The sequence below is a fragment of the Planktotalea sp. genome (genome assembly GCF_965659345.1).
In the GTDB taxonomy this organism is placed as follows: domain Bacteria; phylum Pseudomonadota; class Alphaproteobacteria; order Rhodobacterales; family Rhodobacteraceae; genus Planktotalea.
The window spans coordinates 51,075-75,373 of the sequence record NZ_CBFHVK010000011.1 but is presented as its reverse complement, the minus strand read 5'-3'; the positions used below and the strand labels follow the sequence as shown (position 1 = coordinate 75,373).

Sequence of the window (24,299 nt, the reverse complement as noted above, 5' to 3'; positions counted from 1 at the left end):
TTATTTAACGGCACCCAGTGTAAGGCCTGCGATGAAGTGCTTCTGCATTAAGAAAAACATCAAGACAGGGGGAAGAGCGGCGACGATCGAGCCTGCGCTCATTAAGTGATACGCCGCACGATATTGAGAGTTAAAGGCGGTGATGCCAGCTGTGACAGGCTGAGCATCGGGGCCTTGTGTGAGAACGACAGCCCAAAAGTAGTCGTTCCAAATGAAGGTAAAGATCAGTACTGCCAGTGCCGCAAGCGCGGGCTTCATCAATGGCAACACCACGTACAGGAAGATTTGCCATTCGCGTACGCCTTCCACGCGGGCCGCTTCGATCAAAGGAAAGGGCAAGGCACGGATGAAATTGCGCATGAACAGTGTGCAAAAGCCAGTTTGGAACGCGATGTGAAACAGGATCAAGCCTGTTTTTGTATCATAGAGGTTCATGTTCACAGTCAGATCGCGCACAGGCACCATCAAAATTTGGAACGGTACAAAATTACCCGCAATAAACATGAAAAAAATCAGCAGGTTGCCTTTGAACTTGTACACGCCAAGCGCAAAACCAGTCATCGAGGACAGTGCAATAGTGCCAAGGACGGTGGGGACCGTGATCAATACGGAATTCAACAAATAGCGGGGCATATCGCTTTCGAAGAAGACTTTGCCGTAATTCTCTAAGAAATTAAAGCTGCTTGGAACGCCCCAGTAGTTGCCATTGGTAAAATCTGAATCCGGTCGGATTGAAAAGACAGCCACAGCGATCAGCGGCAAAAGCCACATGATAAGAACCACGGGCAGTAAGCCTTGGTAGGTCATTTGATAGCGGCGGGATTTTTTCTCGATTGGGGTGGGAAACATCAGCGTGCCTCCTTTTCTTCGCGCCACATGGAGTAGAGGAAGTAGACGATAAATCCGAGCATGATAAAGAACAGCACGGTCGCAATGGCAGAACCGTAGCCCATGCGGAAGCCAAACTCAGACAGGCTTTCTTCGAACATGTAAAAGCTTAACACGCGTGTGGAACCGAACGGGCCACCGTTGGTCATGATTGAGATCAGATCAAACGAGCGTAGCGCGCCGATGATTGTCACAACAAAGGCGATGAACGTCGCAGGTTTCAGTTGTGGCAGGATCACATACCACAGCATGCGCCAACCTTTGGCCCCGTCAAGGCGTGCAGCTTCGACCTGCTCGGGGTCAACGGCGTTTAGGCCCGTGAGGTAAAGGATCATGCAATATGCCGTTTGCGGCCAAAGGCCCGCTGCAATGATCCCGTATGTAGCCATCGTGGGATCGCCAAGGATGTTCAGTGATCCCATATTGAAGAAGCCAAGGATCGCGTTCAGCAGACCTTCGCGCGGCAGATAGAACCAAGAGAAAACCAAGCCTACAACCACTTGCGAGATCACGAATGGGAAGAAAAACAAGGACTTGTAAATCCGTATGCCGCGCACGGTTTGGTTCAGAAACAACGCAATGAACAAACCCATGGGAATGGCAAGCAAATATAGCACCAACCATTTGAGATTGTTCCAGAAAGACACTTCAAACTTGCGATCCATTTTCTGATCGCCAATGCCGAGAAGCCGTTCGTAGTGCGCGGTGCCGACGTAGGTTTTCTCGCCCAGACCGTCCCACTCATGAAAGCTGATCCAAAAACTTTGAAAGATTGGCATGATGACATAGAGCGCAAAGAATGCGATCCCGGGAATAAGAAACAGCCATGGAGTGATGGCAATTTCATTGCGTCTGTACCAACTGCGATTTTGAGGAACCGGCGTGGACATTACATCTTCTCCTGAGCTGGATGCACATGCGAAAACACTAATGACAAGTGCTTGCGAATATGTCGATAAATGCGGGGTAGGAATGGCCACCCCCTGAACAGGAGTGGCCGAAATAAAGCTCTAGAGCTTACTTGTATACGCGTGCGCGTGTTTCTTCGAGACGTGCAAGGATGTCGTCCAAGTTGTCTGGGAAGACCATGAACTCTTGAAGACCTTCCATGCCCGCTGACGCCATTTCCGCTGGGAAATCACGGTCAAAGAACTGTGCAACGCCGCCTTTTGCGTTGTTGGACAGCATGTTGAAGCCTTTGCCGATGAACTTGTCGTCTGCAACGGAGGACCCGGAGTTCACTGGAAGTTGGCCCAGCTTGTCGCCGCCGTTGATGTCAGACTGAACGTCCGCAGATGTGACGAACTTCAAGAACGCGCGTGCTGCGTCTTTGTTCGTTGCGCCGGATGGGATGTGGAACGTGTCTGTTGGCGCGTCCTCACCCTGTGGAACGTCTGCGATGAGTGGGAACTGGTAGAAACCCAACTGCTCGTCTGTCAGGCCCGCTTCACGCAATGGCGCAACTGCGAAGTTACCCATCAGGTAAGCTGTTGCTTCACCATTGACCATGAATGGCAAAGCTTCCTGCCAAGAGTAGTTCTGATGGTCATCAACAAATGCGCCCATGTCGATCAACTTGCGCCAGTTTGCGAATGTCTCGCGAACACGCTCGTCTGTCCACGCAACTTCGCCCTGAGCGAGCTGCATGTGGAAGTCAAAGCCGTTTGTGCGCATGTTCATGTAGTCGAACCAACCGCCGGCTGTCCAAAGGAACTTGGAGCCGATTGTGTAGCACTTGCGACCAGATTCGATGATCTTTGCGCAGTTCGCCATTTCTTCGTCGAATGTCGCTGGCTCGGACAGGCCCAGGTCGTTGAAGATATCTTCGCGGTAGTAGATGCCCCACTGGTAGTACGTATATGGTACACCCCACTGCTTGCCGTCGATTGTCATCGCGCCTTTTGTGGAGGCAAGTGCCGCCATGGACTCGTCCGCCCAAACGTCAGAGACGTCTTCGAACAGGCCAGCAGAAACGTATGGAGCCATACGGTTTGCCGCGTACCAGTTTACAACGTCCGGTGCATTCGCGCTGAGCGAGTTGCGGATCTGTGTTTTCCACGCTTCGCGGTCAACGATTGTCAGGTTCACTGTGAGATCTGGGTGCATCTCGTCGAACTGAGCTGCGAGACCTTCCATCACTGCGCGTGGCGCAGGGTTGGACATGTCGGATGTGATGTTCAACTCACCCTTGAGTGCGGCGTGGCCATCTGCAAATGCAGCGCCTGCCAGAATTGTTGTTGCTGTAAGCGTCGCGATGGACGCTTTAATGATGGAACGCATGGTGTCCTCCCTAGGTGCATTCATATGTCGAATAGGGCGCGCGAGATCGCGTCACCCCATCGGTCTTTCTGTTCCAAGAAAAGTTCCATTATTTGAAACTTGGTTTTGGATATTGATACTAAATCGCGAACAGGCTAGGCTTGTCAACAGCCAAGACATGCGGCGGTGCAGCAATTTTTAACTGCATTCAAGCGTTTGGTAGGGAGGCTTACAGGAATTCTATGGATAAAGGTAAAAGCGACGGAACCGTTGGTAAGGCGCTGGAAATATTAGATCTTGTCGCATCCTTTGAGCGCCCTGTGCGCTTTTCTGATGTGCTCGAACGTGCCGATTTTCCAAAGGCAACAGTCTATCGATTTATTCAAACGCTGACTTCTCAGGGTATGCTGAATTACGATCCCGACAGGCAGACATATGCCTTGGGGATTCGGCTTGTCCGGTTGGCGCATTCTGCTTGGCAGCAGTCTTCGCTTGCACCTGTTGCCCATCCTCACATCGAAAAATTAGCGCAAGAGGTCGGCGAAACGGTGCATCTGGCGCAGCTCGATCACGCGCAAGTGCTCTACGTCGACAAGATAGATCCAAGCAAGCCAATCGAAATGTTCAGTCAAGCTGGCAAAGTCGGTCCCGCTTATTGCACAGGTGTTGGCAAAGCGATGATGGCCTATCTGGATGCACCGCATTTGGATCAAGTGATTGAACAACAGAGCTTTCATGTCTTTACCGAGCACACACTGGCCGATGCGCAATCACTGCGCGCCGAGTTGATCGATATTCGATCCAATGGCTACGGATTTGATCGTGAAGAACATGAGCCCAGCATCATCTGCATCGCGCTTCCGATTTTAACAGCGCAAGGCCGTGTTCTTGGGGCGCTATCGGTCACAAGTTCGACCGCGCGTACCAACCTCGCTGCGTTAGAAGCATTGGTGCCGCGTATTCAATCGGCCGCAACGGCCATCGCAAGTGAAGCGGAAAGCTGGCGTTTTCCTGATCAATCAAGATTTCAATCCGTAGAGACGGCAAAGGGGTAGGCTAATGTCTGGTGTGACGCTCAATAAGGTCATTAAGAAATACGGTGATGTTCAAGTGATCCATGGGATTGATCTTGAAATCGAAGACGGTGAGTTCTGCGTCTTTGTTGGCCCGTCCGGGTGTGGCAAATCAACTTTGCTGCGGATGGTGGCGGGATTGGAAGAAACCACTGACGGACAAATCAATATCGGCGCGCGCGATGTGACCAAAGCGGATCCATCCCAACGCGGTGTTGCGATGGTATTCCAAACCTATGCTTTGTATCCGCATATGACAGTGCGCGAAAACATGGGGTTCGGTCTGAAAATGAACGGACATCCCAAGGCCGAGATAAAAGAGAAAGTCGCTGAGGCGAGTCGAATTCTGAAACTGGATGAATATTTGGGACGAAAGCCTGCTGCTTTGTCAGGTGGTCAGCGTCAGCGTGTCTCTATTGGCCGCGCGATTGTACGTGGTCCAGAAGTCTTCTTGTTCGATGAGCCTTTGTCCAATCTGGATGCTGAATTGCGTGTTGAGATGCGTGTGGAGATTGCGCGCTTGCACAAAGAAATCGGTGCGACAATGATTTACGTCACACACGATCAGGTCGAAGCGATGACTTTGGCCGATAAGATCGTTGTACTTAGACTTGGAGTGATTGAGCAATTTGGCAGCCCGATGGATCTCTATCGTGATCCTAACAACAAGTTTGTGGCGGGCTTTATCGGTTCCCCAGCGATGAACTTTATGGAAGGTGTCATGGGCGAGGGTGGTTCTGTTACTGTCCCGGCTTTGCAATGCGATGTTGCAACGGGTGTTAAAGGGGCTGTTGGTACCAAGGTCAGTTTTGGGATCCGTCCTGAACATATCACAATTGACCCTAAAGGTGCGACGCATAAAGTTGATATGACAGAAAGCCTCGGCGGCATTTCATATGCCTATCTGATTGGCGACACGGGCGAGCGTATTGTTGTTGAAGAACGCGGTGATGAGCGGTCGCGTGAAGGGGATGTTGTTGGGTTGAGCTTTGAACAGGCGCGATCTTACGTCTTTGATGCTGGGACAGAAATGCGCATTAGGTAGCATTTCGGATCACTTTGTGATCCGACCGTCTGGGGGGCTAGCCCCCCAGACCCCCCAGAGTTTATTTGGAAAAATGAAGTTAATCGACGATGAGACCACTGGGGACGCTGTTAGTGCGACCGAGGGGGCGTATATTGCCTGACGATCCTGTTAGGCTATGCAAAAAGCTTTCCAGATCAGCGATATCATTTGGTGTCAGCGCGATTGGCGTGATGTCCAGCGCGCGGTTTTGGCGGGCCATTTCGCGCGTGTCTGATTGAATTGTGAAATCGATCGCTTGCAACCAAGGCGCGCTTGGCAGATTTGCCATATCGCGGGTCCAAGTGTTTCGGGACGTTTCGGGGCTGATATGGTGTTGGATCATGCTTTCAAGCGTTGGGAAGGCCCCGTTGTGGCCATAGGGCGCGGTGAGGGCCACGTTGCGCAAAGGCGGCGTGCGGAAGCGATAGGCATCCTCGAGTGCATCGCTTTCGCCCATCCGCCCTACGTCGCGCGGCATGGGATCGAAGCGACGTGTTCTGCCGGGGCCAAAGGCGGGGAGGCCAAGGGCGTGGAATTTTTGATCTGTGAACAGTGGTCCTGAGTGGCAAGAGGCGCAATTTGCTTTGCCGTAAAAGAGGGCCATACCGCGCTGGGCGGCTTCGGGCAGTGGCGTTTGGTCTTTGAGAAACGCATCAAAAGGGCTGTCATGGCTTTGCCATTCGGAATTGATGAACGCCCCTAACGCATTGCCGATTTGCACGATGGTGAGGTCTTGCGGATCGTTGATGTCGTCAAAGGCGGCGGCGAACATATCCGCATATTCAGGGATTGCGCGTACGCGTTTGGCGATGATTGGCCATGCGGCATCGATGCGATCATGCACAGCGCCTGCGATTTGGTTTTCTTTGGGATTGCCTGCCATTTCGAACTGCGCCGTCAGAGGGAACAGCGCTTGTGCGGCGGTGATGTTGTCGAGCCCTTGGGGCAGCCATTCTTCGGCGGGAGAGTTGAAACCGTTGCCGTAAAGGTCCGAGATCGACAAGCGGCCATCGTGGAAAATGTTGCGAATGCTCTTATGGCCAATGTTCCACAGTGCGGGTGCATTGCGGGGGATGCGCTTGCGGATTTTGCTCTCGCCGACGCCAGCCGTTCGCTTGGGGCCGAGGCCAACGCCGCCCTCGCCAATGCCGAGGCTCAGTCCATCAGTGCCACCGAGATCATGGTGATGACAGGTGCCGCAAGAAATATTGCGATTGCCGCTCAGGATCTTGTCATAGAATAACAACTGCCCGATCCTTGCTTTTTCAGGATCAGCGGTGTGAAACTGATCCGCAGTTAAAGGCGCGGGCAGATCATTTGCTTGCGCCATCACAGGCAGCATCAAAAGGAGCGCCACATGCGCAAATGTCTGGCAATATTGGCGGTTCTGGCGGCTCCCGCGTTTGGCGAGATTGAAGAAGGCCGCGATTTGATGGAGCAAGGGCGTTTCGAGGAAGCGCGCGAGGCGTTTTGGCCCGCGGCCCGCTCTGGCAATGCGGATGCGGAGGAGTTGATCGGCGTGATGTACGCGCTGGGCCTTGGGGTGGAGCAGGATTATGAGCGTGCGTTTGAGTGGTATCTGCGCTCTGCAATGAAGGGCCATCCGGGCGCGCAAAGTGGGGTGGGTTGGTACTATGAGGTTGGCCTTGGCATGCCCGCGCCCGATTTGACCCGCGCGTATTTGTGGTATGTCCTCAGCGCGATTGGGGGTGACCCTGACGCTGCGATCTCTCAGGAAGAGGTCGTGAAGAAGATGAGTGCGGAGCAGATTGAGAAAGCGCATGTGCTGATCGATGACTACCGTGTGTGGATGTATCCGTTTCGTTAGGAGGCAGGGTAGTTGGCAATTGGCCGTAGGTGAAGAGGGATGGCTGTAGTTTTTCCGATTGACGAAAATATGCTTCAAACGAACCGCAAGCGAACGCGAGGCACCTCAAGACGATTTATCTGACATGCCGCCGGTCAAGCAAAATGGTGCATTAAAATTTTTATCTTCGTAAGTTCGCCCGCATTTGATATAAAGATGTTTGTTAATTTATGGAGAAAAATAATGTCAAAAAAAATATCATTTGGTTCATTGAGAATTTCGGAGATCGAGTGGCTAAGAGGGTTGAGCAAACACCTTTAACTCTCTCATTTGTAGCTTCTATAGCGGTTCATGAAACTGGTTATATTTGGTCCAATATTCGAAAATCTGTGAGTACAGAGGAAGAATTTCTAGAGCTTTGCGTCGGCGATAAGTTGGGCTGGGATGCTGGACGTAGTTATTTTCCGGCAAAAAAGAAAACACTTCTAGACGCCCCAAATGGTCCAAAAATGTATAAAATTGCTAGAGATGTTTTGAAAAAGGCGGCGGCGGTTAACCCAAAGACTTTTGGGTCATATTTTCACGATAGTGATAACATCTTATTTGGATATGGAATTTTTCAATACGACTTATTGTTTTATAATGAAGGGGATAGTCAATATTTTTTGGAAAAAGGATGGATGGATTTCGATCGTTGCTTGGAAAAAGCTATAGAGGAAATGCTACTTGCAGCCGAGTTCCTTGGTTATGATAGAGATTCTAATGAAAAAATTTCCAATTATGATCTCGCGCTCATCGGTGCGATCTATAATGGGGGGAGTAAGGACTATGACCCTCTCCGCGGTCTCAAGCAAATTCGTTGGATTAAGTGGGCGCAAAAATACTACGGCGAACTTATCTACCAGTATATGAATATCGCAGATGCAGTGATCGGCGGGCAAAATGGTAACAAACGGTATTTAGTTAACGCTCGATCTGGCCTTCGGCTTCGGGCTGGTCCAAGTGTGAAATTTGACGTCTTGAAGCTTGTGCCTTTCGGGACCAGTTTGGCTTTGTTGGGATATGGCGGCAGTGGCAATGCTTGGGCGCAAGTCGATTTAGAAAACGATGGAGTTGCCGACGGGTTCGTATTCTCTGAATTTTTGCGAGAAGCCTGATTTTTCTAGAGTAGATGTACGGATTTTTGAGTGAGTATAATCACTTAGAGGGCGTTTTCGGAACGACTTTTATCATTGCTTCGGTTTTCACAAAAAAGCGGCATCCTTTTGGATGCCGCTCCTTAGTCTCTCAGACATCACTCTTCGAAAGCAAAAGCCTTACTTAATATCAGCCATCCGGCCAGCATTAATGTCGGCCTCAGCATCCGCAACCGCAGATGTCAGCGCGTCAAAGATCTCGCCGCCGCCCTCTACGTTGCCTTTGAACCAATCATAAACCGGTGTCGCCGCTTCTTTGAAAGCTGCTTTTTCCGCGGGTGTTGGCACATAAAGGTCACCGCCGCCTGCGACGAAGTCCGCGTAGGCTTGGATCGACTTACGCTTTGGTGACGCAAATGTCGCTTGCTGGAGCTGGGAGAACCCGTCCACAACAACTGCGCGCACGTCTTCTGGCATTGCCATGAATGCGTCGTTGCTCATCCACCAGAGCGCGCCCATGTAGGCGTGGCCGTCAAGCGTCACATATTGCAGACCCGCGTCCGGGAACTTCATGCCCATGATGTCAGTGATGCCGTTTTTGGAGCCTTCAACAACGCCCGTTTGGAACGATGTGAACAGCTCAGGCCATGGGATCGGCGTCGGGGAGGCACCCAATGCGCGGACAAGTTCCTGTGGAAGATCAGCAACAACCGTGCGGATTTTCAGGCCTTCCATGTCGGACGGGTTTTGGACGCGACGCTTTGTGTTCGCGAAGTTGCGCCAGCCGCCTGTGTTACCGATGGTCATCAAGCGGATCTTGTCGCCGGATGTCGCCAGTGCCATTTCGCGCATTTTGCGGGTGAAGTCGCCCTCGAGCACAGCTTCTGCCACGCGGTCGTCCGCCATTAGGTAGGGCAGGTCGAGCACCTGAACATAAGGGAACAGTCCAGCTGCACCGCCGGATGTGGAGATGTAGACGTCGATTGAGCCGTCGGCCACACCTTGCAAACACTCAGCACCTTTGGAGCAAAGCTGCGTGCCGATGAACAGCTCAACTTCGACTGCACCGTTGGAGGCCGCTTCGACGTAGTTTTTGAAAACCACCAGACCGTCATAGTCTTCGTCGTTCTCATTGGAGTTCGCTGTCGCGCGAATTTTATATTGCGCGTGGCCGTCTGCGTAGGCAGCAAAGCCTGTTGTTGCGAGGAAGCTCGCAGCAAGCAGTGTTTTAGTTAAGCTTTTTAGCATTTTTGGGTCTCCCAGTTTAGTTGATCGTGTTGGTTTTTGGTTAGTTTACGAACCCCGTAAGGCGGGGGATCGTCATCGAAATGGCTGGAACATAAGTGATCAGGAAAATCACAAATATTTCAACCAAAAGGAATGGAATAATGGCGCGCGCAATGGCTTCGACTCGCTCGCCACTGACGGAGCTGGCAACGAACAGCACAAGGCCCATCGGCGGTGTGGCAAGGCCGACGGTCAGGTTCACGCTCATGATGATGGCGAAATGCACAGGGTGCACGCCGAGATCGACGAAGATCGGACCCAAGATTGGGCCAAGGATGATGATCGCAGGGCCTGCGTCTAGGAACATGCCGACAATGAAGAGCAAGAGGTTGATGAGGAGCAGCAAAATCAGCGGGTTCTCTGACAGGCCAAGGATGATCGCGGCGAGTTGCTCTGGTGCGTGCGACAGGCTGACGACGGTTTTGAACGCCATCGCTGCGCCAACGAGCAGGAGGACCACAGCCGATGTGCTCGCCGCTTTCATCAAGATCAGCGGCATGTCTTTCATTTTCAGCGTGCGTAGGATGAAGAAGCCGACGAGCGTTGCGTAGAAGACCGCGATGGCCGCGGCTTCTGTTGGGGTAAAGACGCCGACTAGAATGCCGCCCAAGATCAGGATCGGCGTTTGCAACGGCACCATGGCGCGTTTGCACACCATGCGGAAATCATGGCCGACAAGCTGGCGGATGCCAAGGAACAAACCGTGCGCGGCGAGCAATGCGCCGCCTAGGCTAAGCCAATTCGCCGTCGCGCTCGCATCATCGCCAAGTGGCACAAAGGCCCAAATGATAAGGCCGATATTCAAACGAACGAGGATGAAGGACACCCACCATTCCACCGCACCCATGGATGTGCCTTGCAACACCACGCGTTTCGCTGCTGGCAGGTCATATTTATCAGCCGTCAAACGGACCATGACCATCAGACCAACACCGACCAAAATGCCGGGTACAATGCCAGCGAGAAACAGTGCCGCGACGCTTTCGCCCATCACGTAGGCGTAGATGATCATGATGCCAGAGGGTGGGATGATCGGGCCAATGACAGAGGACGCTGCGGTAACGGCGGCAGCGTATTTGCGGGTGTACCCTTCCTTTTCCATCGCAGGCACCAACATAGAGCCAAGCGCAGAGGTGTCTGCGACTGCTGATCCAGACAGACCTGCGAAGAGCATTGAGGAAAGGATGTTCACTTGCGCAAGACCGCCGCGCAAATGCCCCATCAATGCTTGGGAAAATTCAACGAGACGCTCAGTGATGCCACCACGATTCATCAACTCACCCGCAAGCATGAAGAACGGGATCGCCATCAAAGGAAAGCTGTCCATGCCATTGTAGACGTTGCGGTAGAGCAGGGCGATATCACGTTCTTGCCCGTTGAGGTAAAGCAGAATGCCCGGAGCCGCCAGAAGGCCAAAGAAAACTGGAAGGCCGATCATCAAAAGGACTAGAAAAACGGGAAGGAACCAGATGAGCATCTATTCAGCTCCCACAAATTCTTCAACATCGGAGAGCGGTTTCAAGCTTTCACCGCCCCCCGTTAAAGTGATGAGGCTACGCAAGATCAGTTCGATGTTGACGATTGTTAATAAGATAAACCCGACCAAGAGGGACATATACATCCACGCCAAAGCGACCTTGAAGCTTTTGCCACCAACCCAATCGAGTGGCACCCAAAGGGTCGAGGATTTGAAGTTCCATGACATGCCGCTGGAATGATCCATTCCGAGTTGAACTGCTGTGATCAGGACCAACAGTGACGTCCCCAATAAGAAGAGCGACACAATCGCAGCCGCCGCTCGCGGTAATGCGCGCTCGAACATGTCAATCGCGACAAACCCGCCAACACGGTAAGCAGATGGTGCAATAAGGCCCGTCATCCAAAGCATCAAAAAGCGGGCAGCTTCATCAGGCCAAGGCAGAGCGTTATTCAAAACATAACGAAAGAAAACCTGGATCAGGATACACACCACCATAAGCGCGATGCACAGCACAGCAAGGCCACGACCAACGGGCAGCACCAGATCATTGAAGATCTGAAAAGGCATCAAGAGCCCTTTAAGTAGTCCCATTGCCGTTCCCCTCCCAAGGATGACTTGTGATATTCTGCCCTCATTGGCAGAATTAGGCCTCTTTAAAGCCCCCGTACTTTCCAGAATAGAACATTAGCGGGTCTGCCGCCTGTGTGCTCGCTCGTGTGACGCGCCCCACGATGATAGAGTGATCACCAGTGTCATGAACCGCCTCTTGGGTGCACTCAAATCGTGACAAACAGCCAGCAATCAGCGGGACACCCTTTGGGCAGGCATGCCAGTCATAGCCCTCAAAGGCATGGCCATTGCTTGTGAAACCAGAGCAAATGTTCGCTTGGGCTGCCGACATAACATGGATTGCGTAGTGTTTTGCGCTTACGAAGGCTTCATAGCGTTTTGAAGCTTTGCCCGGCGACCAAAGAACCAAAGGTGGGTCAAGGGAGACGGAGGCGAAGCTATTGGCAGTAATGCCAAGAGGACCGAGCGCACTGTCACAGGTTATAACCGTGATCCCCGTCGCGAAACGCCCGAGTGCGTCACGAAGCGCGCGCGCGTTGTCTGCATCTGGCACAAAGCTAACATCTAGCGAAGGCGTTGGCATTTCGCGGCTCATGGAACTTCATTTCCCAGCGCAATGGTGTAGAGCTCAAACCACGTCTCACGATCCATTTTGACCTTCAAGGCATCGCTGATCTTGCCAATGCGATCCAAAGAGTTTGTCCCCATCACGGGCATCACCCGCGCTGGATGCGCGAGAAGCCAAGCGACAGCAACGGCTGTTTCATCAACGCCATGCGTCTCACCTATTACTTTCAAAGCGTCTAGTAGGTCGTTGTTTGCTTGTGAGAAAAGCGCGCCTCCGCCAAGCGGGGACCAGGCCATCGGCGCGATCTTGCGCTCTTGGAGATAGGCGACGTCACCGTTGGTGAAACCTTCATGTGCGAGCAACGACAGTTCGATCTGGTTCGTGACAAGCGGCGTCTTCATCGCGCTCTGAAGCAACGTCCAATCGTGCAGCTTGAAGTTTGACACACCCACTGAGCGGGCCTTACCAGAAGCGACAATGTCATCCAGTGCGGCACCGGTTTCATCCGCATCCATCATGGGATCAGGGCGGTGGATCAGCAAAAGATCGACATAATCCGTATCCATCAAGCGCAATGAATGCTCGACAGAGGCCATGATGTGCGCGCGCGATGTGTCGTAATACTTGACCCGCGCATCAGAATAGCGACCAGCGGGCGCGACGATATCGCACTTTGTCACAAGCTCGATCTTGTCACGTAGATCGGTGCCTTTCAGGGCGTTTCCTAAAATTTCTTCGGCTTCATAGCCGCCATAAATGTCAGCCTGATCCATTGTGGTGATACCTTGTGACAGGCAGCTTTCGATCTTGGCTTGCACATGGCTCGTGCTGGTGTCGGCATCATCGCCAATACGCCACATGCCATAAATTAAACGGCTTAGGCTTACGTCGGAAGTGAGGTTAATGCGTTCCATTTAGCGTCTTTCTCCTGCGCCAAGAGGGGTCAAAGGGGTGCTGTCTGGCACCCGACCGTAAACGTGGGGCAGTGAACAGGTTTTCAAGTGGGGCAACACAAGGTTTCCAAAGTGCTTGCACTCATCAATATGCGGATAGCCCGAGAAGATGAAAGCACGAATGCCCATCTTTTGATAGTTTTCAATCTCGCTCAGGACTTGATCTGCGCTACCAACCAATGCAGCGCCACAGCCTGAACGCGCACGCCCTACGCCAGTCCAAAGATGCGGTTCGATAAAGCCTTCCATGTCCGCCAAATCGCGGTTTGCGGCCTGATGGCTGACGCCCAAAGATGTACTGTCCAGCGCGCGATCACGAATTGTTTTGCCTTGCTCATCATCGAGCTTGGACACGATGTATTCTGCATATTCGCGGGCTTCTGCTTCGGTGTCGCGCACGATCATATGAACCCGTAAGCCGTAATCGAGTGTACGATCATAGCCTTCGGCCACATTATGAACTGCTTTCATGCGCTCTGAGAGTTGGTCTTTCGGCTCTGGCCACATGAGGTACACATCACAATGCTGCCCGCAAAGATCCAAGGCAGACGGAGAATATCCGCCGAAATATAGCAAAGGGCCGCCAGTTTGATACGGGCGCGCGGGGTCGGTGGTTACCCCTTGGAAATCATATACTTCGCCACTGTAGTTGATTTCATCTTGTGTCCAAGATTGTTTCAGGATTTCGACAACTTCGCGAGAACGCTGGTAGCGAAATGCACTGTCAGCTTTTTCACCGGGGAAGTCAGAAGAGATAATGTTTACCGTTAAACGCCCCTTCATCATGTGATCAAGCGTCGCGATTGTACGAGCCAGCATGATGGGTTGCATTTCGCCGCAACGCACTGCGGCAAGCATGTTTATGTTATCAGTGATCGGCGCGCATCCAGCGACAAAGCTCAAAGTATCTTGGCCTACCTGATAAGACGACGGGCACAAAATGTTGCGAAACCCTTGCGCTTCCGCCTCTTTGACGATGTTCGAGCAGTGATCCCAGCTCGAGCGTAGGTCGCCGTTTGGTACGCCAAGGAACTCGTAGTCATCAGAGCAGAGCGCAGAAAACCATGAAACTTCCGCCGCATCTAGGTCTGGGGACGTGATAGGAACGACCGTCATTTAAGCACCTTTCGAATGCGTCATTTTGTCTTGCGTAGCATCGCTGAAAGTGTAAATCAATAGTGTATCAATTTTTGGATGCCCGCAGAATGACAGCGCAGAATGCCTTGCCTCTTTATGTTCAGATTGCGGAGCTTTTGATCCGTGATATAGCGGCTGGCCGATATCTGGATGGCGAGCGCTTGCCGTCTGAAAGGGACTTGGCATTTAGTTTGGGCACTACCGTAACTACGCTTCGCAAGTCTCTGGAAATGCTAGATGAAAAGAAGCTCTTAAAGCGCGTTCAGGGGTCTGGTAATTATGTGCAAGCGCAATCAGATGTTGAGAGCGTCTATGCGTTTTTTCGGGTTGAGCTGCTGCAAGGCGGTGGCCTGCCAACGGCGCAACTTTTGTCAGTGGATCGTTGTGAAAAGCCAGATGATTTACCGGAATTTGGAAGCACTGCGTTTGGATACAGGATTCGGCGTTTGCGTCGCTTATCAGCCGTGCCTTGCGTGCTTGAAGAGATCTGGCTCGATGGCAGTTATGCTGAAACACTGACTGCGCCAATGTTGCCGGACTCGCTCTATCTCTTTTATCGCGAAACGCTGGGGTTGTGGATCACACGAGCCGAAGATCGCTTGAGCGTTGCGGCCTGTCCCGAATGGGCCCCTGATGAATTTGCGCCCGTTAGCGGCAGCACGCTCGCCTATGCAGAACGCATAAGCTGGGCACAAGACGGGGCGCGCGCGGAAGTATCGCGTAACTGGATAGATACAAATAAAGCGCGTTACGTCGCGCGGATCAAATAGGGAGAGGCGTGCATGGCAACGTTCAACTACGGAATTCTAGGCTGCGGCATGATGGGCGGGGAGCATATAAGAAATATTGCGTTGCTCGAAGATGCAAGTGTCGTGGCAATCTTTGAGCCGGATGCTGCGATGGCTGAAGCGGCGCAATCGCTGGCACCAAATGCCGTATTGGTGGCTACAGAAGAGGAGCTCATTAACTTTCCCGCTCTTGATGCGATTTTGATAGTCTCGCCCAATCATTGCCACGCAAGCCAGCTTGAAGCGATCAATGCGGTACGACCAGATATCGCGATCCTTGTAGAGAAGCCCTTGTTTACTGACCCAAGCGATCTTGCGCGGGTGTCTGCTTTGAAAGAAAAGCATGAGGCACCGATTTGGGTGGCGATGGAATATCGCTATATGCCACCAATTACAGCGCTGCTTGAACGTTTGGATGCGGCGACAGGTGGCTTAAAGATGCTCACAATCCGCGAACACCGATTTCCGTTTCTCGAAAAAGTTGGTGATTGGAACCGTTTTAACAAGAACACTGGCGGCACCTTAGTCGAAAAATGTTGCCATTTCTTTGATTTGATGCGTCTGGCTATTGGCAGCGATCCGGTGCGCGTCATGGCAAGTGCAGGGCAGGCGGTCAATCATATTGGTGAGGCTTACGACGACGGTGTCTCGGATATTTGGGACAGTGGTTACGTCATTGTCGATTTTGCAAATGGTGTGCGCGCAATGCTTGAGCTTTGCATGTTTGCAGAAGGTGCCCGTTATCAAGAAGAGATAAGTGCCGTTGGGCCTAGCGGGAAAATTGAAGTCTTCGTTCCAGGGCCTGGGCGTTTTTGGCCAGAGCATTTGGGCGCACCGCCCATCGCGCGTCTTGTTGAAAGTCCGCGTTCTCCAATGGGGCCTGTAGAGCATGAGATTTCCGTTGATCCGGCTTTGCTTTCAGCGGGAGATCACAATGGCTCCACCTTTTATCAACATCAACGTTTCGTTGAGGCTGTACGCGGGGAAGGCCCAATTGATGTCACGCTAGAGGATGGTGCTTGGGCCGTTAGAATTGGCCAAGCTGCACAGCAATCAGCGATTTTGGGAGAGGCGGTTGTACTCTAACCAAGCCTTTTCCGACTTGAAGCAGAAGTTTTGATGCAAATCCGTCACGCTACTATATCTTGTAGCGACACCGCAGCAAACGTGGGCATTTAGCCTATATTGGCCTCATTCTTGTGCTGAAATAATGCAACAATCCCTTGACTCTTCTGTCGTTTGAGCGAATCGAGCAACTTTTGGACTATTAAACGTATCTAAAGATTGCTACGTTCTGCTCATAACTAAAATAGGCACGTCCGTAAGAGGCGGTCTGAGGTAAAGAGCGGTATAGGTCATGAAAGCGATAGATTTCGTTGCCCGTCGGGGTATGGGTGTTGTTGAGCGCGGCACGGTTGCGGCGGATGCCGCAGAGACAGTTGTAGGCATGGGTGCAGGGGTAGAGTTCTCTTTGAACCTTCAACCCGGCGACATGCAAGCATATAGCAGACAAGGAAATAATCTAGAGATCGTACTCGCCGATGGCCGGGTGCTGATCCTAGAGGGTTACTTTGTAGGTGGCGGTGAGAACCCGAACCGTCTGTTCATCAGTTCTGGCGGTACGCTGAACGAAGTGAGCTTTATTGAGGGCGCTGATGGCGCGCTTTTTGCCCAGTATGGCACGACAGCAGAGTGGGGCAAGTGGAGCCCTAATGACGAACTGATTTTTGTGGACGATCCGAACCTCATGGCCGCAACGGGCATTGATGGCGATCAGGATGTTTCCATGCTTGGTGCGGGTCTTTTAGGCGCGGGCCTTCTTGGTGGTGGTACAGGTATTGGTGCTGGTGCGATCGCTGCCGGTGCGGCAGGTGCTGCGCTTTTGGCATCTGGTGCAGGTGGCTCTGAAGCGCCTGAGACACCGGTCACGCCTGAGACACCAGTGACGCCCGAGACTCCAGTCACGCCTGTTGTTCCCGTTGACCCTGTCGACCCACGCACGCCGCCAACGATTGATGGCACTGGTCGTACAGATACCTATGGCGGAGACAATCTTACTGAAGCTGGCAAAGTAATTACGGTTACGGGCACTGCGGAAGCTGGATCTGAGGTTACTGTTGTAGTGGCCGGCGAGACCGAAGTTGTCACAACCGACGAAGACGGCAACTGGAGCGCTACGTTTGATGGCGATGATTTCCCAGCTGACGGCACATACACCGCGGAAGTGACTGTTGTTGAAGCGGATGGTACCACAACTGGGCTTGTTGGTCAGACAGTGGTAATCGACACAACTCCAGCTGAGGTTGATTACTCCGAGGGCACGATTTCCTCGGGTGATCGCATCAATGCGGCGGATCATGGCGCTGGCACAATCAGAATTTCTGGAAGTGGCGAAGCTGGCTCGCGCGTTGAGGTGACTATCGATGACACGACCCATGGCGCACAAGTTGGTGAAAACGGCCAGTGGTTTGTTGATTTTGACAGCAGCGAAATTGATGGTGGTGACTACACTGCTGAAATCTCCGTCAAAACGATCGACGCTTTTGGAAACACGGATACCTTCATCGAATACATGGACATCGACACAATCTTGCCTGTGATAGGTGCGAGTTCAGTTGATGGTGACAACGGTGCAAACTCAGCGGGTTTTGTCGTCAACAAAGATGACGTGAACGCAGACGGCAAGGTTGTTATAAATGGCACGGGTGAGGCTGGCGCTTCGTATCGCGTTGAGCTCAAGAATGGCAGTGGTGCTTTCCAAACTGGCGAGATAGATGAGAACGGTAATTGGAGTGCAGAATTCTCGCTTGCAGAGCTTGGTGGTTTGAGCGGTGTGAACGGCTACAACGTTCCTTTCACGATGACCTCTATCGACGATTTTGGTAACCCATCGTTGGAAGTCCAAGATACGATCCACCTTGATACATTAGCAGATGTTGATTTCGGAGCGACCTTTGATGGCGAATCCGATCACGTGGCGTCACAGCAAGACTTCGACAACAATGTCGGCAACAACCTCATTCTGACGGGTACGTCAGAGCCCGGGACGACCTCTGTGCGTGTCACAATGAACGGGTTTACCCGTGATGCGGTTGTCGACGCTGATACCGGCGAGTGGTCTGTCACGTTTGAGCCGGGCACGTATCAGACTGGCACACATACCTATGAAGCCTCTGCTATTTCCACGGATGAGCATGGCAACAAAGACACCGCAGACATGACCGTGCGCGTTGACACGGAAGTGCAAAACTTGACGGTGTCTAACCGTCCTGCACTTGGCGATGACTCCTACATTGGTCTTGATGATGCCGCAGGTGGCGTCAATCTGACCGGTACAATGGAAACGAACTGGGTCGACGTTGATGGAACACCTACTGTGTGGGTCGAATTCAACGGGCGCAACTATCAAGCAACGGTCGATGGGGTGAATGGGACTTGGAGTGTCCATATCCCTGAGAGTGGTATCCCAATGGATTACCAAGACTCGATGATCTACACGGTGACGGGCACAGACTCTGTCGGCAACGTTCTGCCAATTTCGCGCAGCATCGATATCGACACACGTGTTCCGGATGGGGTGGACGTTACGGGCTTTTCTGCTGATTTCAACAGCGGCACGCTTCAGTACGAAGATTTTGATATCGAAGCACCAAGTGAGACCCTGGGTGTCGCGCGTGTCGAAGTAGATGGTCAAGTCACCGATCTGGCTCCAGACGAAGGCAATCAGTTCAATGACTACGGCACCGGTGCAGTACGTGGTCAAAGCGACCAGATGCGTATCGAGCTCACCGAGTCCATGTCTGACGGCGAAAACCTGATCATCACCGAAAGCGATGCGGCGGGCAACACGTCCGGCACCTATGTCATCCTTGAGGGTGGTCCAGCCGCGCAGGATATGAGCAATGCTCACTTGGCTGACTACCAGATCGAAACGATCAATTTGGGTGCGACAGATACTGCGCTCACATTGACTGAAGCGGACATCAAGGCGCTTTCAACAAACTCTGACGTTGTCACGATCCGTGGCGAAGCCAAGAGTGCGAATGAAGCGGACTCGGGCGACTCTGTGACGATCATCGGCGCTCAGAAAGAAGATGATCCCGTGACCGAAGGTGGGATAGATTACAATGTCTACACGCTCGGTGACACAACGATCTACATCGAAGACGAAATCACCAACGTCATCACAATTTAAGTGATGTGCAGGGTGCGCCAGCGTAATAGCGCGGCGCACCCTGACACTAAAAAGGTGAAGTGTGTACAGGTGAGGTTTGGGGCAGATGACGGCCAATAGGGCAAAAACCGGATTGATGATAGCGGGTCTCGCGATGGGACTTTCGGGCTGCGTCAATACGTTAGAACAAGACATTCCATTCGTTTCGCGCTTTAGCAGTGACGATGCCAACCTTGCCCAGTCTGAAAAAACGGAGCAGGGCTTTTCGCTTTTTAAGCGCAACGAAACAGCTGCCAGTGCCGCGAACAGCGAAAATAACGAGACGGGCGGCACCAACCCTTTTGCGGGGCTTTTCAAGAAAAAAGATGCGGCTGGGGGGGAAGAGGTCTCTCAGAATTCTGGCGGCACCAAATTCGCAGCGCTGTTCAAGCCCAAGTCTGAAACCGCAGGTCTGAGCCGTGAAGAGAAAGCAGCACAGAAAGTACAAACTGCTCGCGCAAAAGAAAGTGCCGAGAGCCTTATCATTTCGGGCTTACAAACACGCCGCTCGCTTTTGCCCAACGGCAGTGCTTATGATCAAGTTGCAAGCAGTGTGCTTGCCGCTAACTCTCGCGCCGCGGAATCCGAATTACGAGCAGCGCGCCTTCGCGCTGTGGCAGCCTCCAAGAATTGGTTGCCATCGATTGGCCCGTCCATTTCGCTATCCTCCCTTGGCGATTTGGTGGCCAATCTGATTGTCGAGCAAGTGCTCTTTGACAACGGCCGCAAAAAGGCGGAGCGCGCTTATGCCAAAGCGGACGTTGAAGTGGCGGCGGTAAACCTGTCCATGGACACCAACCAGCGTGTCTTCACGGCGCTTGAGCTTTATCTCAAAGCACAAAAGGCCGCGCAGAAATCCGAACTGAGCACCACGGCCTTTAATGACATGAGTCACTTTGAGTACATCATGTCCGAGCGTGTGCGCGGTGGGGTGTCAGATCGCTCTGATCTTGTGGTTCTGCGTCAGAAGCTTGCGGAAATCCGCAGCGAGATGGCGTCAAATAATGAAGCGCGCAACACGGCGCTGGCCGAGTTGGATGCGATGTCGATCCGATCCATGCAAGGTGTGCGCGGCATTCCTGAACTGTCTGTAAATGGTTTGGGCACCAAGCCATTGGGTATTCTTTTGGCTGAGGCTGAAAAAGAACGCGCTATTGCAGAAGCGACAATGGAACGTGCCGGTAATCTGCCTGGCCTTAAAGCAACAGGTTCTACAGGCACGTCTGGAAACTCTCTAGGCTTAAACGTGACAACGGACTCGCTATTGAGCCTTGGTACAGGCGCAAAGTTGCAAGCGATAGAAGCGGCCAAAGAAGGTGCGCAGCGCTTGGTTGCGCAAGCGCGCGAAGACAGCAATCGCCGCCTGCGCGCGCTTGAGGCACAGCTTCGCGGTGTTGAGCGCCAAAAGGGGGAATCCCGCGCACTCACAAGTCAGTCCAAAAAGAACCTCGATCTGTTTCAGGCGCAGTATAAAGCAGGAACGCGACAGGTGATGGATGTTGTGGGCGTCTATGAGACCTATGCGCGTCAACAACAAAGCGCGGCAGAGCTGACGTTCAAGTCTGCACTGATCAAGCTGGAAATTGCCAATGAGATGGGCCTTTTGGCAAGCGGAGCAGAGATTTGAGCAAGCCAGCACGCATCCCCACGATTATCCAAGGCGGCAAAGCCGTTCTTGGCGTGATGACGGGTGTCGCGGCTGAGCCGCAAAAAAATGATGCGCCGCGCTATAGCGAAAAAACCAAGTCCCGCGCGGATCTTATCAAGCTTTATGCTTCGCTGCTTGGCACTCAAGCGGTCGCGAGTGATTTGCTTGAAACCGTGGCCGCCTGCACAACCGCGGGCGACACGCTTGAGGCGGATGGCTACGCTGAAGCTTTGCGCGCCGTTGGGCTGACTGTTGAAACGGGTCGTGTCACTGAGATGACGCCAGACCTGTGGCCTGCGATTGCACAAATGACCAATGGACAGTATATTTTGGTGCTGAGCCAGTCACGCGGTGATCTAATCCTGTTTGATCCCACCTGCACTGACAGTCGCGCGCAGGTTCCATACGAAGAATTCAGCCCTTATTTCTCGGGCAACATCATCAAAGCCGAAGCACCGCTGGAGCAAATCAGCGATGCGCATAAGACGGCCAAGCTGAATGAACATTGGTTCTGGAGCCACTTTCCCAAATTCTCGCGCCACTTTGGCGAGGTGATCCTTGGCTCTTTTGTGGCCAACCTTTTGGCTGTCGCGGTCGCGCTGTTTTCCTTGCAGGTCTATGACCGCGTTATCCCGCATCAATCCGAAGCCACGCTTTGGGTGTTGGCCGCAGGTGCCGCGATCGCGTTGATTATGGAAGTGTGCCTCAAAATTGCGCGTGCGCGTTTGCTTGATGGGGCAGGGCGTCAGATCGAGCTCGAAGTGCAAGCGACTTTGATGGATCGCGTGCTGGGCATGCGCTCTGATCTCAAAGGCAAATCGCCAAGCCAGCTGTTCTCATCCATGCGTGAATTTGGCTCCGTGCGTGAATTCTTTACGGCCTCTACCGTTGGCACGCTGACAGACATCCCGTTCATCTTCGTGTTCCTGTTCCTTGTTGCGTCCATCGCGGGCAATGTGGTTTGGGTCTTGGTCATCGGCGGCATCTTGATGGTTCTGCCAAGCTATTTCTTGCAAAAAAAGATGATGCGCCTGACGGAAGAAACCCAAGGGGCCTCTGCAAAAGCATCACGCTTATTGCAAGAAGCGCTCTTTGAACTCGACACGGTTAAAACACAGCGCGCCGAAGATCGTGTGCGTCGCATGTGGTCTGAACTGACGACGCTTTCTGCAATGAAATCAAGCGAGCAGCGCAAGCTATCCTCCAATCTGACTTTCTGGTCGCAAGGTGTGCAACAGGCCACTTATGTGAGCGCGGTTGTCGCAGGGGCCTATATGGTCTTCGCCGGCCAGTTCACGGTTGGCTCTATTATTGCCACGGGCATTTTGACGTCACGCACGCTTGCGCCTTTGACGCAATTGGCCGGCACGATGGCCCGCTGGGGCAACGTCAAAACTGCACTTGATGGTCTTGATGGTATCGCGCACGCTGAACAAGACGCCGAAGAAGGCCGCACATATATGCGCCGCGAACGTCTTGAGGGGCGTTTCGAGCTGCGTGATGTGATGTTCCGCTACGACGAAGAGGGCGCGCCGACGCTTGATATATCTGCGGTGGCTTTGAACCCGGGCCAAGCGGTTGCGGTTCTGGGCACCAACGGGTCTGGCAAATCGACGTTGCTGAAAATGCTCTCTGGCCTTTACGCACCAACCTCTGGTCGTATCTTGATCGATGGTACGGACATGAACCAGATCGAGCCGCGTGATTTGCGCCGCCTCATTGGCTACCTTGGCCAAGATGTGCGTCTGTTCTCTGGCTCTTTGCGCGATAACCTGAACCTCAATATGCTTGAGCGCGATGATGAGCGGCTGATGGATGCGCTCGATTTCGCGGGCCTTGGTCAGTTCGTTAAAACCCACCCGAAAGGTCTCGATCTTCAAATCCATGATGGCGGTGCAGGCCTGTCTATCGGCCAACGCCAATCGATCGGCTGGGCGCGTTTGTGGCTTCAGGATCCTGCGATTTGTTTGCTTGATGAGCCAACGGCAGCACTTGATCAAACGCTTGAAAGCACACTGGTCAGCCGTCTCGAGACGTGGCTGCAAGGGCGCACAGCCGTCATCGCGACCCACCGCGTGCCAATCCTGAAACTGACAGAGCGTACGCTGATCTTGCAAAACGGTCGTATGGCTGTGGATGGTCCGCGTGATCAGGTCTTGGCGCATCTCAATTCGAAAAACAATTCTGACAATAGTAGCGCGCGCACTGTCGCTGCGAATGGGGCATAGGCTATGAGCGCAGGGAGCATGACCAATCTTGGCGCTCAAATGAACGAGCGCCTCAAAGGGCCAAGCCTGATGATCTGGCTGTGCGCTGGCACGGTTTGGCTGTTCATCGTCTGGGCCGCCTTTGCTTGGGTCGATGAAATTGTGCGCGCAGATGGCTCGTTCATTTCCTCCTCACGGCCGCAAATCATTCAGAACCTAGAAGGTGGCATCCTCGCGGAACTTCTCGTGAAAGAGGGCGATGAGGTGATGAAGGATGACGTGCTTGCGCGTCTTCATGGCACGCAGTTCCAATCCTCTGTGGATGACTTGAGCGAGCAAATCACAGGTTTCGAAGTGCGCCGTTTGCGCCTTGAGGCAGAGCTCGCAGGTCAATTTGATTTCAACATTCCATCTAATTTGGCAATGCAAGCCGCTGGCATGGTTGCCTCTGAAAAGGCGTTGCTTCGAGCGCGCCAGTCCGACTTTGTGTCCCGCCGCGATGGGGCGCAGAGCGTGCTAAACCAAGCCGCGAAAGAGTTGGAATTGATGGAGCGTATGCTCAAACGTGAGATCGTTTCATTGATCGAAGTAACGCGTGCCCGCAAAGCCCACGCAGATGCGAAGATCAAGTTTGATGAGGTCGTGACCCAAACTGAACTGGAACGCGCTCAGGAATACTCTGACGTGCTCAAGGAGCTTGCGACGCTGAAACAGAATATGAAAGCAAGTACCGACCAACTTAACAGGACTGTTCTGGTAAGCCCGATGCGCGGCGTAGTAAATAATCTCTCTGTCACGACAATCGGCGGCGTTGTGCGTCCGGGTGAAGAAATCTTGCAGATCATTCCGCTCGATGAAGAACTCTTCGTCGAAGCGCGTGTGAAACCGGAAAACATCGCCAACATTCGTCGCGGCCAAGAGGCGACGATCAAGCTCAGCGCCTATGACTACACGATCTATGGCACGCTCAAAGCGCGCGTTGGGTTCATTTCAGCCGATACGTTCAAAGACGAACGCTCACGCGCGGCGGATGGTGACCCTCATTATAAAGTGACGCTTAAGGTCGATATGAACAGCCTGACAAACCGTCAAGAAGGCATCGAAATTCGCCCAGGCATGCAAGCAAGCGTTGAGTTGCACACAGGTCAAAAGACAGTTTTGCAATATCTTCTAAAGCCACTTTATAAATCCAAAGAAGCACTGCGCGAACGCTAGGGAC

The 24,299-nt window shown here is 52.8% G+C and carries 20 protein-coding genes; 10 read left to right on the top strand and 10 right to left on the bottom strand.

Annotated features, from left to right (window positions below; genetic code table 11):
* The 3 genes from ACTG3Z_RS10725 to ACTG3Z_RS10715 all read right to left on the bottom strand — a co-directional run bounded on the left by ACTG3Z_RS10725 (position 1) and on the right by ACTG3Z_RS10715 (position 3,168).
* A complete protein-coding gene (locus ACTG3Z_RS10725) occupies positions 1–849 on the bottom strand; it encodes a carbohydrate ABC transporter permease (RefSeq protein ID WP_439143065.1) in 849 nt (282 codons plus the stop codon).
* On the bottom strand, positions 849–1,778 hold the full coding sequence (locus tag ACTG3Z_RS10720) for a carbohydrate ABC transporter permease (protein WP_439143064.1): 930 nt from the start codon (positions 1,776–1,778) through the stop codon (positions 849–851). Before ACTG3Z_RS10720 ends, ACTG3Z_RS10725 begins: the two co-directional genes overlap by 1 nt.
* Before the next feature lie 127 nt (positions 1,779–1,905).
* Positions 1,906–3,168 (bottom strand): ABC transporter substrate-binding protein, encoded by a 1,263-nt coding sequence (locus tag ACTG3Z_RS10715; RefSeq protein WP_439143063.1) that lies wholly within the window; start codon positions 3,166–3,168, stop codon positions 1,906–1,908.
* Between the two features lie 221 nt (positions 3,169–3,389).
* Between ACTG3Z_RS10715 and ACTG3Z_RS10710 the strand changes: the two genes are divergently transcribed.
* Both ACTG3Z_RS10710 and ACTG3Z_RS10705 read left to right on the top strand, forming a co-directional pair.
* Positions 3,390–4,202 (top strand): IclR family transcriptional regulator, encoded by an 813-nt coding sequence (locus ACTG3Z_RS10710; protein WP_439143062.1) that lies wholly within the window; start codon positions 3,390–3,392, stop codon positions 4,200–4,202.
* 4 nt (positions 4,203–4,206) lie between these two features.
* Complete coding sequence (locus tag ACTG3Z_RS10705; protein ID WP_439143061.1) at positions 4,207–5,265, top strand: ABC transporter ATP-binding protein; 1,059 nt, start codon at positions 4,207–4,209, stop codon at positions 5,263–5,265.
* A 79-nt stretch (positions 5,266–5,344) separates the two neighbouring features.
* Here the strand turns inward: ACTG3Z_RS10705 and ACTG3Z_RS10700 are convergent, their stop codons facing one another.
* A complete protein-coding gene (locus tag ACTG3Z_RS10700; RefSeq protein ID WP_439143060.1) occupies positions 5,345–6,616 on the bottom strand; it encodes a cytochrome-c peroxidase in 1,272 nt (423 codons plus the stop codon).
* Positions 6,617–6,643: 27 nt separating this feature from the next.
* Here ACTG3Z_RS10700 and ACTG3Z_RS10695 point away from each other — a divergent pair, with 27 nt between their 5' ends.
* On the top strand, positions 6,644–7,114 hold the full coding sequence (locus ACTG3Z_RS10695) for a tetratricopeptide repeat protein (RefSeq protein ID WP_439143059.1): 471 nt from the start codon (positions 6,644–6,646) through the stop codon (positions 7,112–7,114).
* A gap of 209 nt (positions 7,115–7,323) precedes the next feature.
* Positions 7,324–8,250, top strand: coding sequence for an SH3 domain-containing protein (locus ACTG3Z_RS10690; protein ID WP_439143058.1), 927 nt, complete (start codon positions 7,324–7,326; stop codon positions 8,248–8,250).
* A 159-nt stretch (positions 8,251–8,409) separates the two neighbouring features.
* Here the strand turns inward: ACTG3Z_RS10690 and ACTG3Z_RS10685 are convergent, their stop codons facing one another.
* Genes ACTG3Z_RS10685 through ACTG3Z_RS10660 form a run of 6 tightly spaced genes read right to left on the bottom strand, consistent with a single transcriptional unit; the run spans position 8,410 to position 14,203 of the window.
* Positions 8,410–9,477 (bottom strand): TRAP transporter substrate-binding protein, encoded by a 1,068-nt coding sequence (locus ACTG3Z_RS10685; protein WP_439143057.1) that lies wholly within the window; start codon positions 9,475–9,477, stop codon positions 8,410–8,412.
* 40 nt (positions 9,478–9,517) lie between these two features.
* The gene (locus ACTG3Z_RS10680; protein ID WP_439143056.1) at positions 9,518–10,993 is read right to left on the bottom strand and encodes a TRAP transporter large permease; all 1,476 of its coding nucleotides are present in this window, start codon (positions 10,991–10,993) and stop codon (positions 9,518–9,520) included.
* Complete coding sequence (locus tag ACTG3Z_RS10675; RefSeq protein ID WP_439143055.1) at positions 10,994–11,587, bottom strand: TRAP transporter small permease; 594 nt, start codon at positions 11,585–11,587, stop codon at positions 10,994–10,996.
* A 52-nt stretch (positions 11,588–11,639) separates the two neighbouring features.
* The gene (locus ACTG3Z_RS10670) at positions 11,640–12,161 is read right to left on the bottom strand and encodes a flavin reductase family protein (protein ID WP_439143054.1); all 522 of its coding nucleotides are present in this window, start codon (positions 12,159–12,161) and stop codon (positions 11,640–11,642) included.
* The gene (locus ACTG3Z_RS10665) at positions 12,158–13,048 is read right to left on the bottom strand and encodes an aldo/keto reductase (protein ID WP_439143053.1); all 891 of its coding nucleotides are present in this window, start codon (positions 13,046–13,048) and stop codon (positions 12,158–12,160) included. The genes ACTG3Z_RS10670 and ACTG3Z_RS10665 overlap by 4 nt, the downstream gene beginning before the upstream one ends.
* Positions 13,049–14,203, bottom strand: a complete 1,155-nt coding sequence (locus tag ACTG3Z_RS10660; protein ID WP_439143052.1) for an LLM class flavin-dependent oxidoreductase — start codon at positions 14,201–14,203, stop codon at positions 13,049–13,051. It abuts the gene before it with no gap.
* An 89-nt stretch (positions 14,204–14,292) separates the two neighbouring features.
* Here ACTG3Z_RS10660 and ACTG3Z_RS10655 point away from each other — a divergent pair, with 89 nt between their 5' ends.
* The 6 genes from ACTG3Z_RS10655 (at position 14,293) to ACTG3Z_RS10630 (ending at position 24,295) form a co-directional block, all read left to right on the top strand.
* Positions 14,293–14,994: a GntR family transcriptional regulator gene (locus tag ACTG3Z_RS10655; protein ID WP_439143051.1), complete on the top strand. Its 702-nt coding sequence runs from the start codon at positions 14,293–14,295 to the stop codon at positions 14,992–14,994.
* Positions 14,995–15,006: 12 nt separating this feature from the next.
* Positions 15,007–16,098 carry a Gfo/Idh/MocA family protein gene (locus tag ACTG3Z_RS10650; protein ID WP_439143050.1) on the top strand — a complete coding sequence of 364 codons (1,092 nt, stop codon included), beginning with the start codon at positions 15,007–15,009 and terminating at the stop codon, positions 16,096–16,098.
* Positions 16,099–16,369: 271 nt separating this feature from the next.
* Positions 16,370–19,207 carry a hypothetical protein gene (locus ACTG3Z_RS10645; RefSeq protein WP_439143049.1) on the top strand — a complete coding sequence of 946 codons (2,838 nt, stop codon included), beginning with the start codon at positions 16,370–16,372 and terminating at the stop codon, positions 19,205–19,207.
* An 85-nt stretch (positions 19,208–19,292) separates the two neighbouring features.
* Positions 19,293–20,852: a TolC family protein gene (locus tag ACTG3Z_RS10640; protein WP_439143048.1), complete on the top strand. Its 1,560-nt coding sequence runs from the start codon at positions 19,293–19,295 to the stop codon at positions 20,850–20,852.
* Between the two features lie 56 nt (positions 20,853–20,908).
* Entirely contained in the window at positions 20,909–23,101 is a 2,193-nt protein-coding gene (locus ACTG3Z_RS10635) for a type I secretion system permease/ATPase (RefSeq protein WP_439143125.1), read from the top strand.
* 3 nt (positions 23,102–23,104) lie between these two features.
* A complete protein-coding gene (locus tag ACTG3Z_RS10630) occupies positions 23,105–24,295 on the top strand; it encodes an HlyD family efflux transporter periplasmic adaptor subunit (RefSeq protein WP_439143047.1) in 1,191 nt (396 codons plus the stop codon).
* The last annotated feature ends 4 nt before the right edge of the window (positions 24,296–24,299 follow it).

Bases quoted from the DNA above. Each gene is read 5' to 3' on its own strand.
- ACTG3Z_RS10685 (WP_439143057.1), bottom strand. From the start codon at position 9,477: ATGCTAAAAAGCTTAACTAAAACACTGCTTGCTGCGAGCTTCCTCGCA.
- ACTG3Z_RS10700 (WP_439143060.1), bottom strand. From the start codon at position 6,616: ATGGCGCAAGCAAATGATCTGCCCGCGCCTTTAACTGCGGATCAGTTT.
- ACTG3Z_RS10715 (WP_439143063.1), bottom strand. From the start codon at position 3,168: ATGCGTTCCATCATTAAAGCGTCCATCGCGACGCTTACAGCAACAACA.
- ACTG3Z_RS10630 (WP_439143047.1), top strand. From the start codon at position 23,105: ATGAGCGCAGGGAGCATGACCAATCTTGGCGCTCAAATGAACGAGCGC.
- ACTG3Z_RS10655 (WP_439143051.1), top strand. From the start codon at position 14,293: ATGACAGCGCAGAATGCCTTGCCTCTTTATGTTCAGATTGCGGAGCTT.
- ACTG3Z_RS10670 (WP_439143054.1), bottom strand. From the start codon at position 12,161: ATGAGCCGCGAAATGCCAACGCCTTCGCTAGATGTTAGCTTTGTGCCA.
- ACTG3Z_RS10695 (WP_439143059.1), top strand. From the start codon at position 6,644: ATGCGCAAATGTCTGGCAATATTGGCGGTTCTGGCGGCTCCCGCGTTT.
- ACTG3Z_RS10635 (WP_439143125.1), top strand. From the start codon at position 20,909: ATGACGGGTGTCGCGGCTGAGCCGCAAAAAAATGATGCGCCGCGCTAT.
- ACTG3Z_RS10680 (WP_439143056.1), bottom strand. From the start codon at position 10,993: ATGCTCATCTGGTTCCTTCCCGTTTTTCTAGTCCTTTTGATGATCGGC.
- ACTG3Z_RS10675 (WP_439143055.1), bottom strand. From the start codon at position 11,587: ATGGGACTACTTAAAGGGCTCTTGATGCCTTTTCAGATCTTCAATGAT.
- ACTG3Z_RS10705 (WP_439143061.1), top strand. From the start codon at position 4,207: ATGTCTGGTGTGACGCTCAATAAGGTCATTAAGAAATACGGTGATGTT.
- ACTG3Z_RS10645 (WP_439143049.1), top strand. From the start codon at position 16,370: ATGAAAGCGATAGATTTCGTTGCCCGTCGGGGTATGGGTGTTGTTGAG.
- ACTG3Z_RS10665 (WP_439143053.1), bottom strand. From the start codon at position 13,048: ATGGAACGCATTAACCTCACTTCCGACGTAAGCCTAAGCCGTTTAATT.
- ACTG3Z_RS10660 (WP_439143052.1), bottom strand. From the start codon at position 14,203: ATGACGGTCGTTCCTATCACGTCCCCAGACCTAGATGCGGCGGAAGTT.
- ACTG3Z_RS10640 (WP_439143048.1), top strand. From the start codon at position 19,293: ATGACGGCCAATAGGGCAAAAACCGGATTGATGATAGCGGGTCTCGCG.
- ACTG3Z_RS10650 (WP_439143050.1), top strand. From the start codon at position 15,007: ATGGCAACGTTCAACTACGGAATTCTAGGCTGCGGCATGATGGGCGGG.
- ACTG3Z_RS10720 (WP_439143064.1), bottom strand. From the start codon at position 1,778: ATGTCCACGCCGGTTCCTCAAAATCGCAGTTGGTACAGACGCAATGAA.
- ACTG3Z_RS10690 (WP_439143058.1), top strand. From the start codon at position 7,324: ATGGAGAAAAATAATGTCAAAAAAAATATCATTTGGTTCATTGAGAAT.
- ACTG3Z_RS10710 (WP_439143062.1), top strand. From the start codon at position 3,390: ATGGATAAAGGTAAAAGCGACGGAACCGTTGGTAAGGCGCTGGAAATA.
- ACTG3Z_RS10725 (WP_439143065.1), bottom strand. From the start codon at position 849: ATGTTTCCCACCCCAATCGAGAAAAAATCCCGCCGCTATCAAATGACC.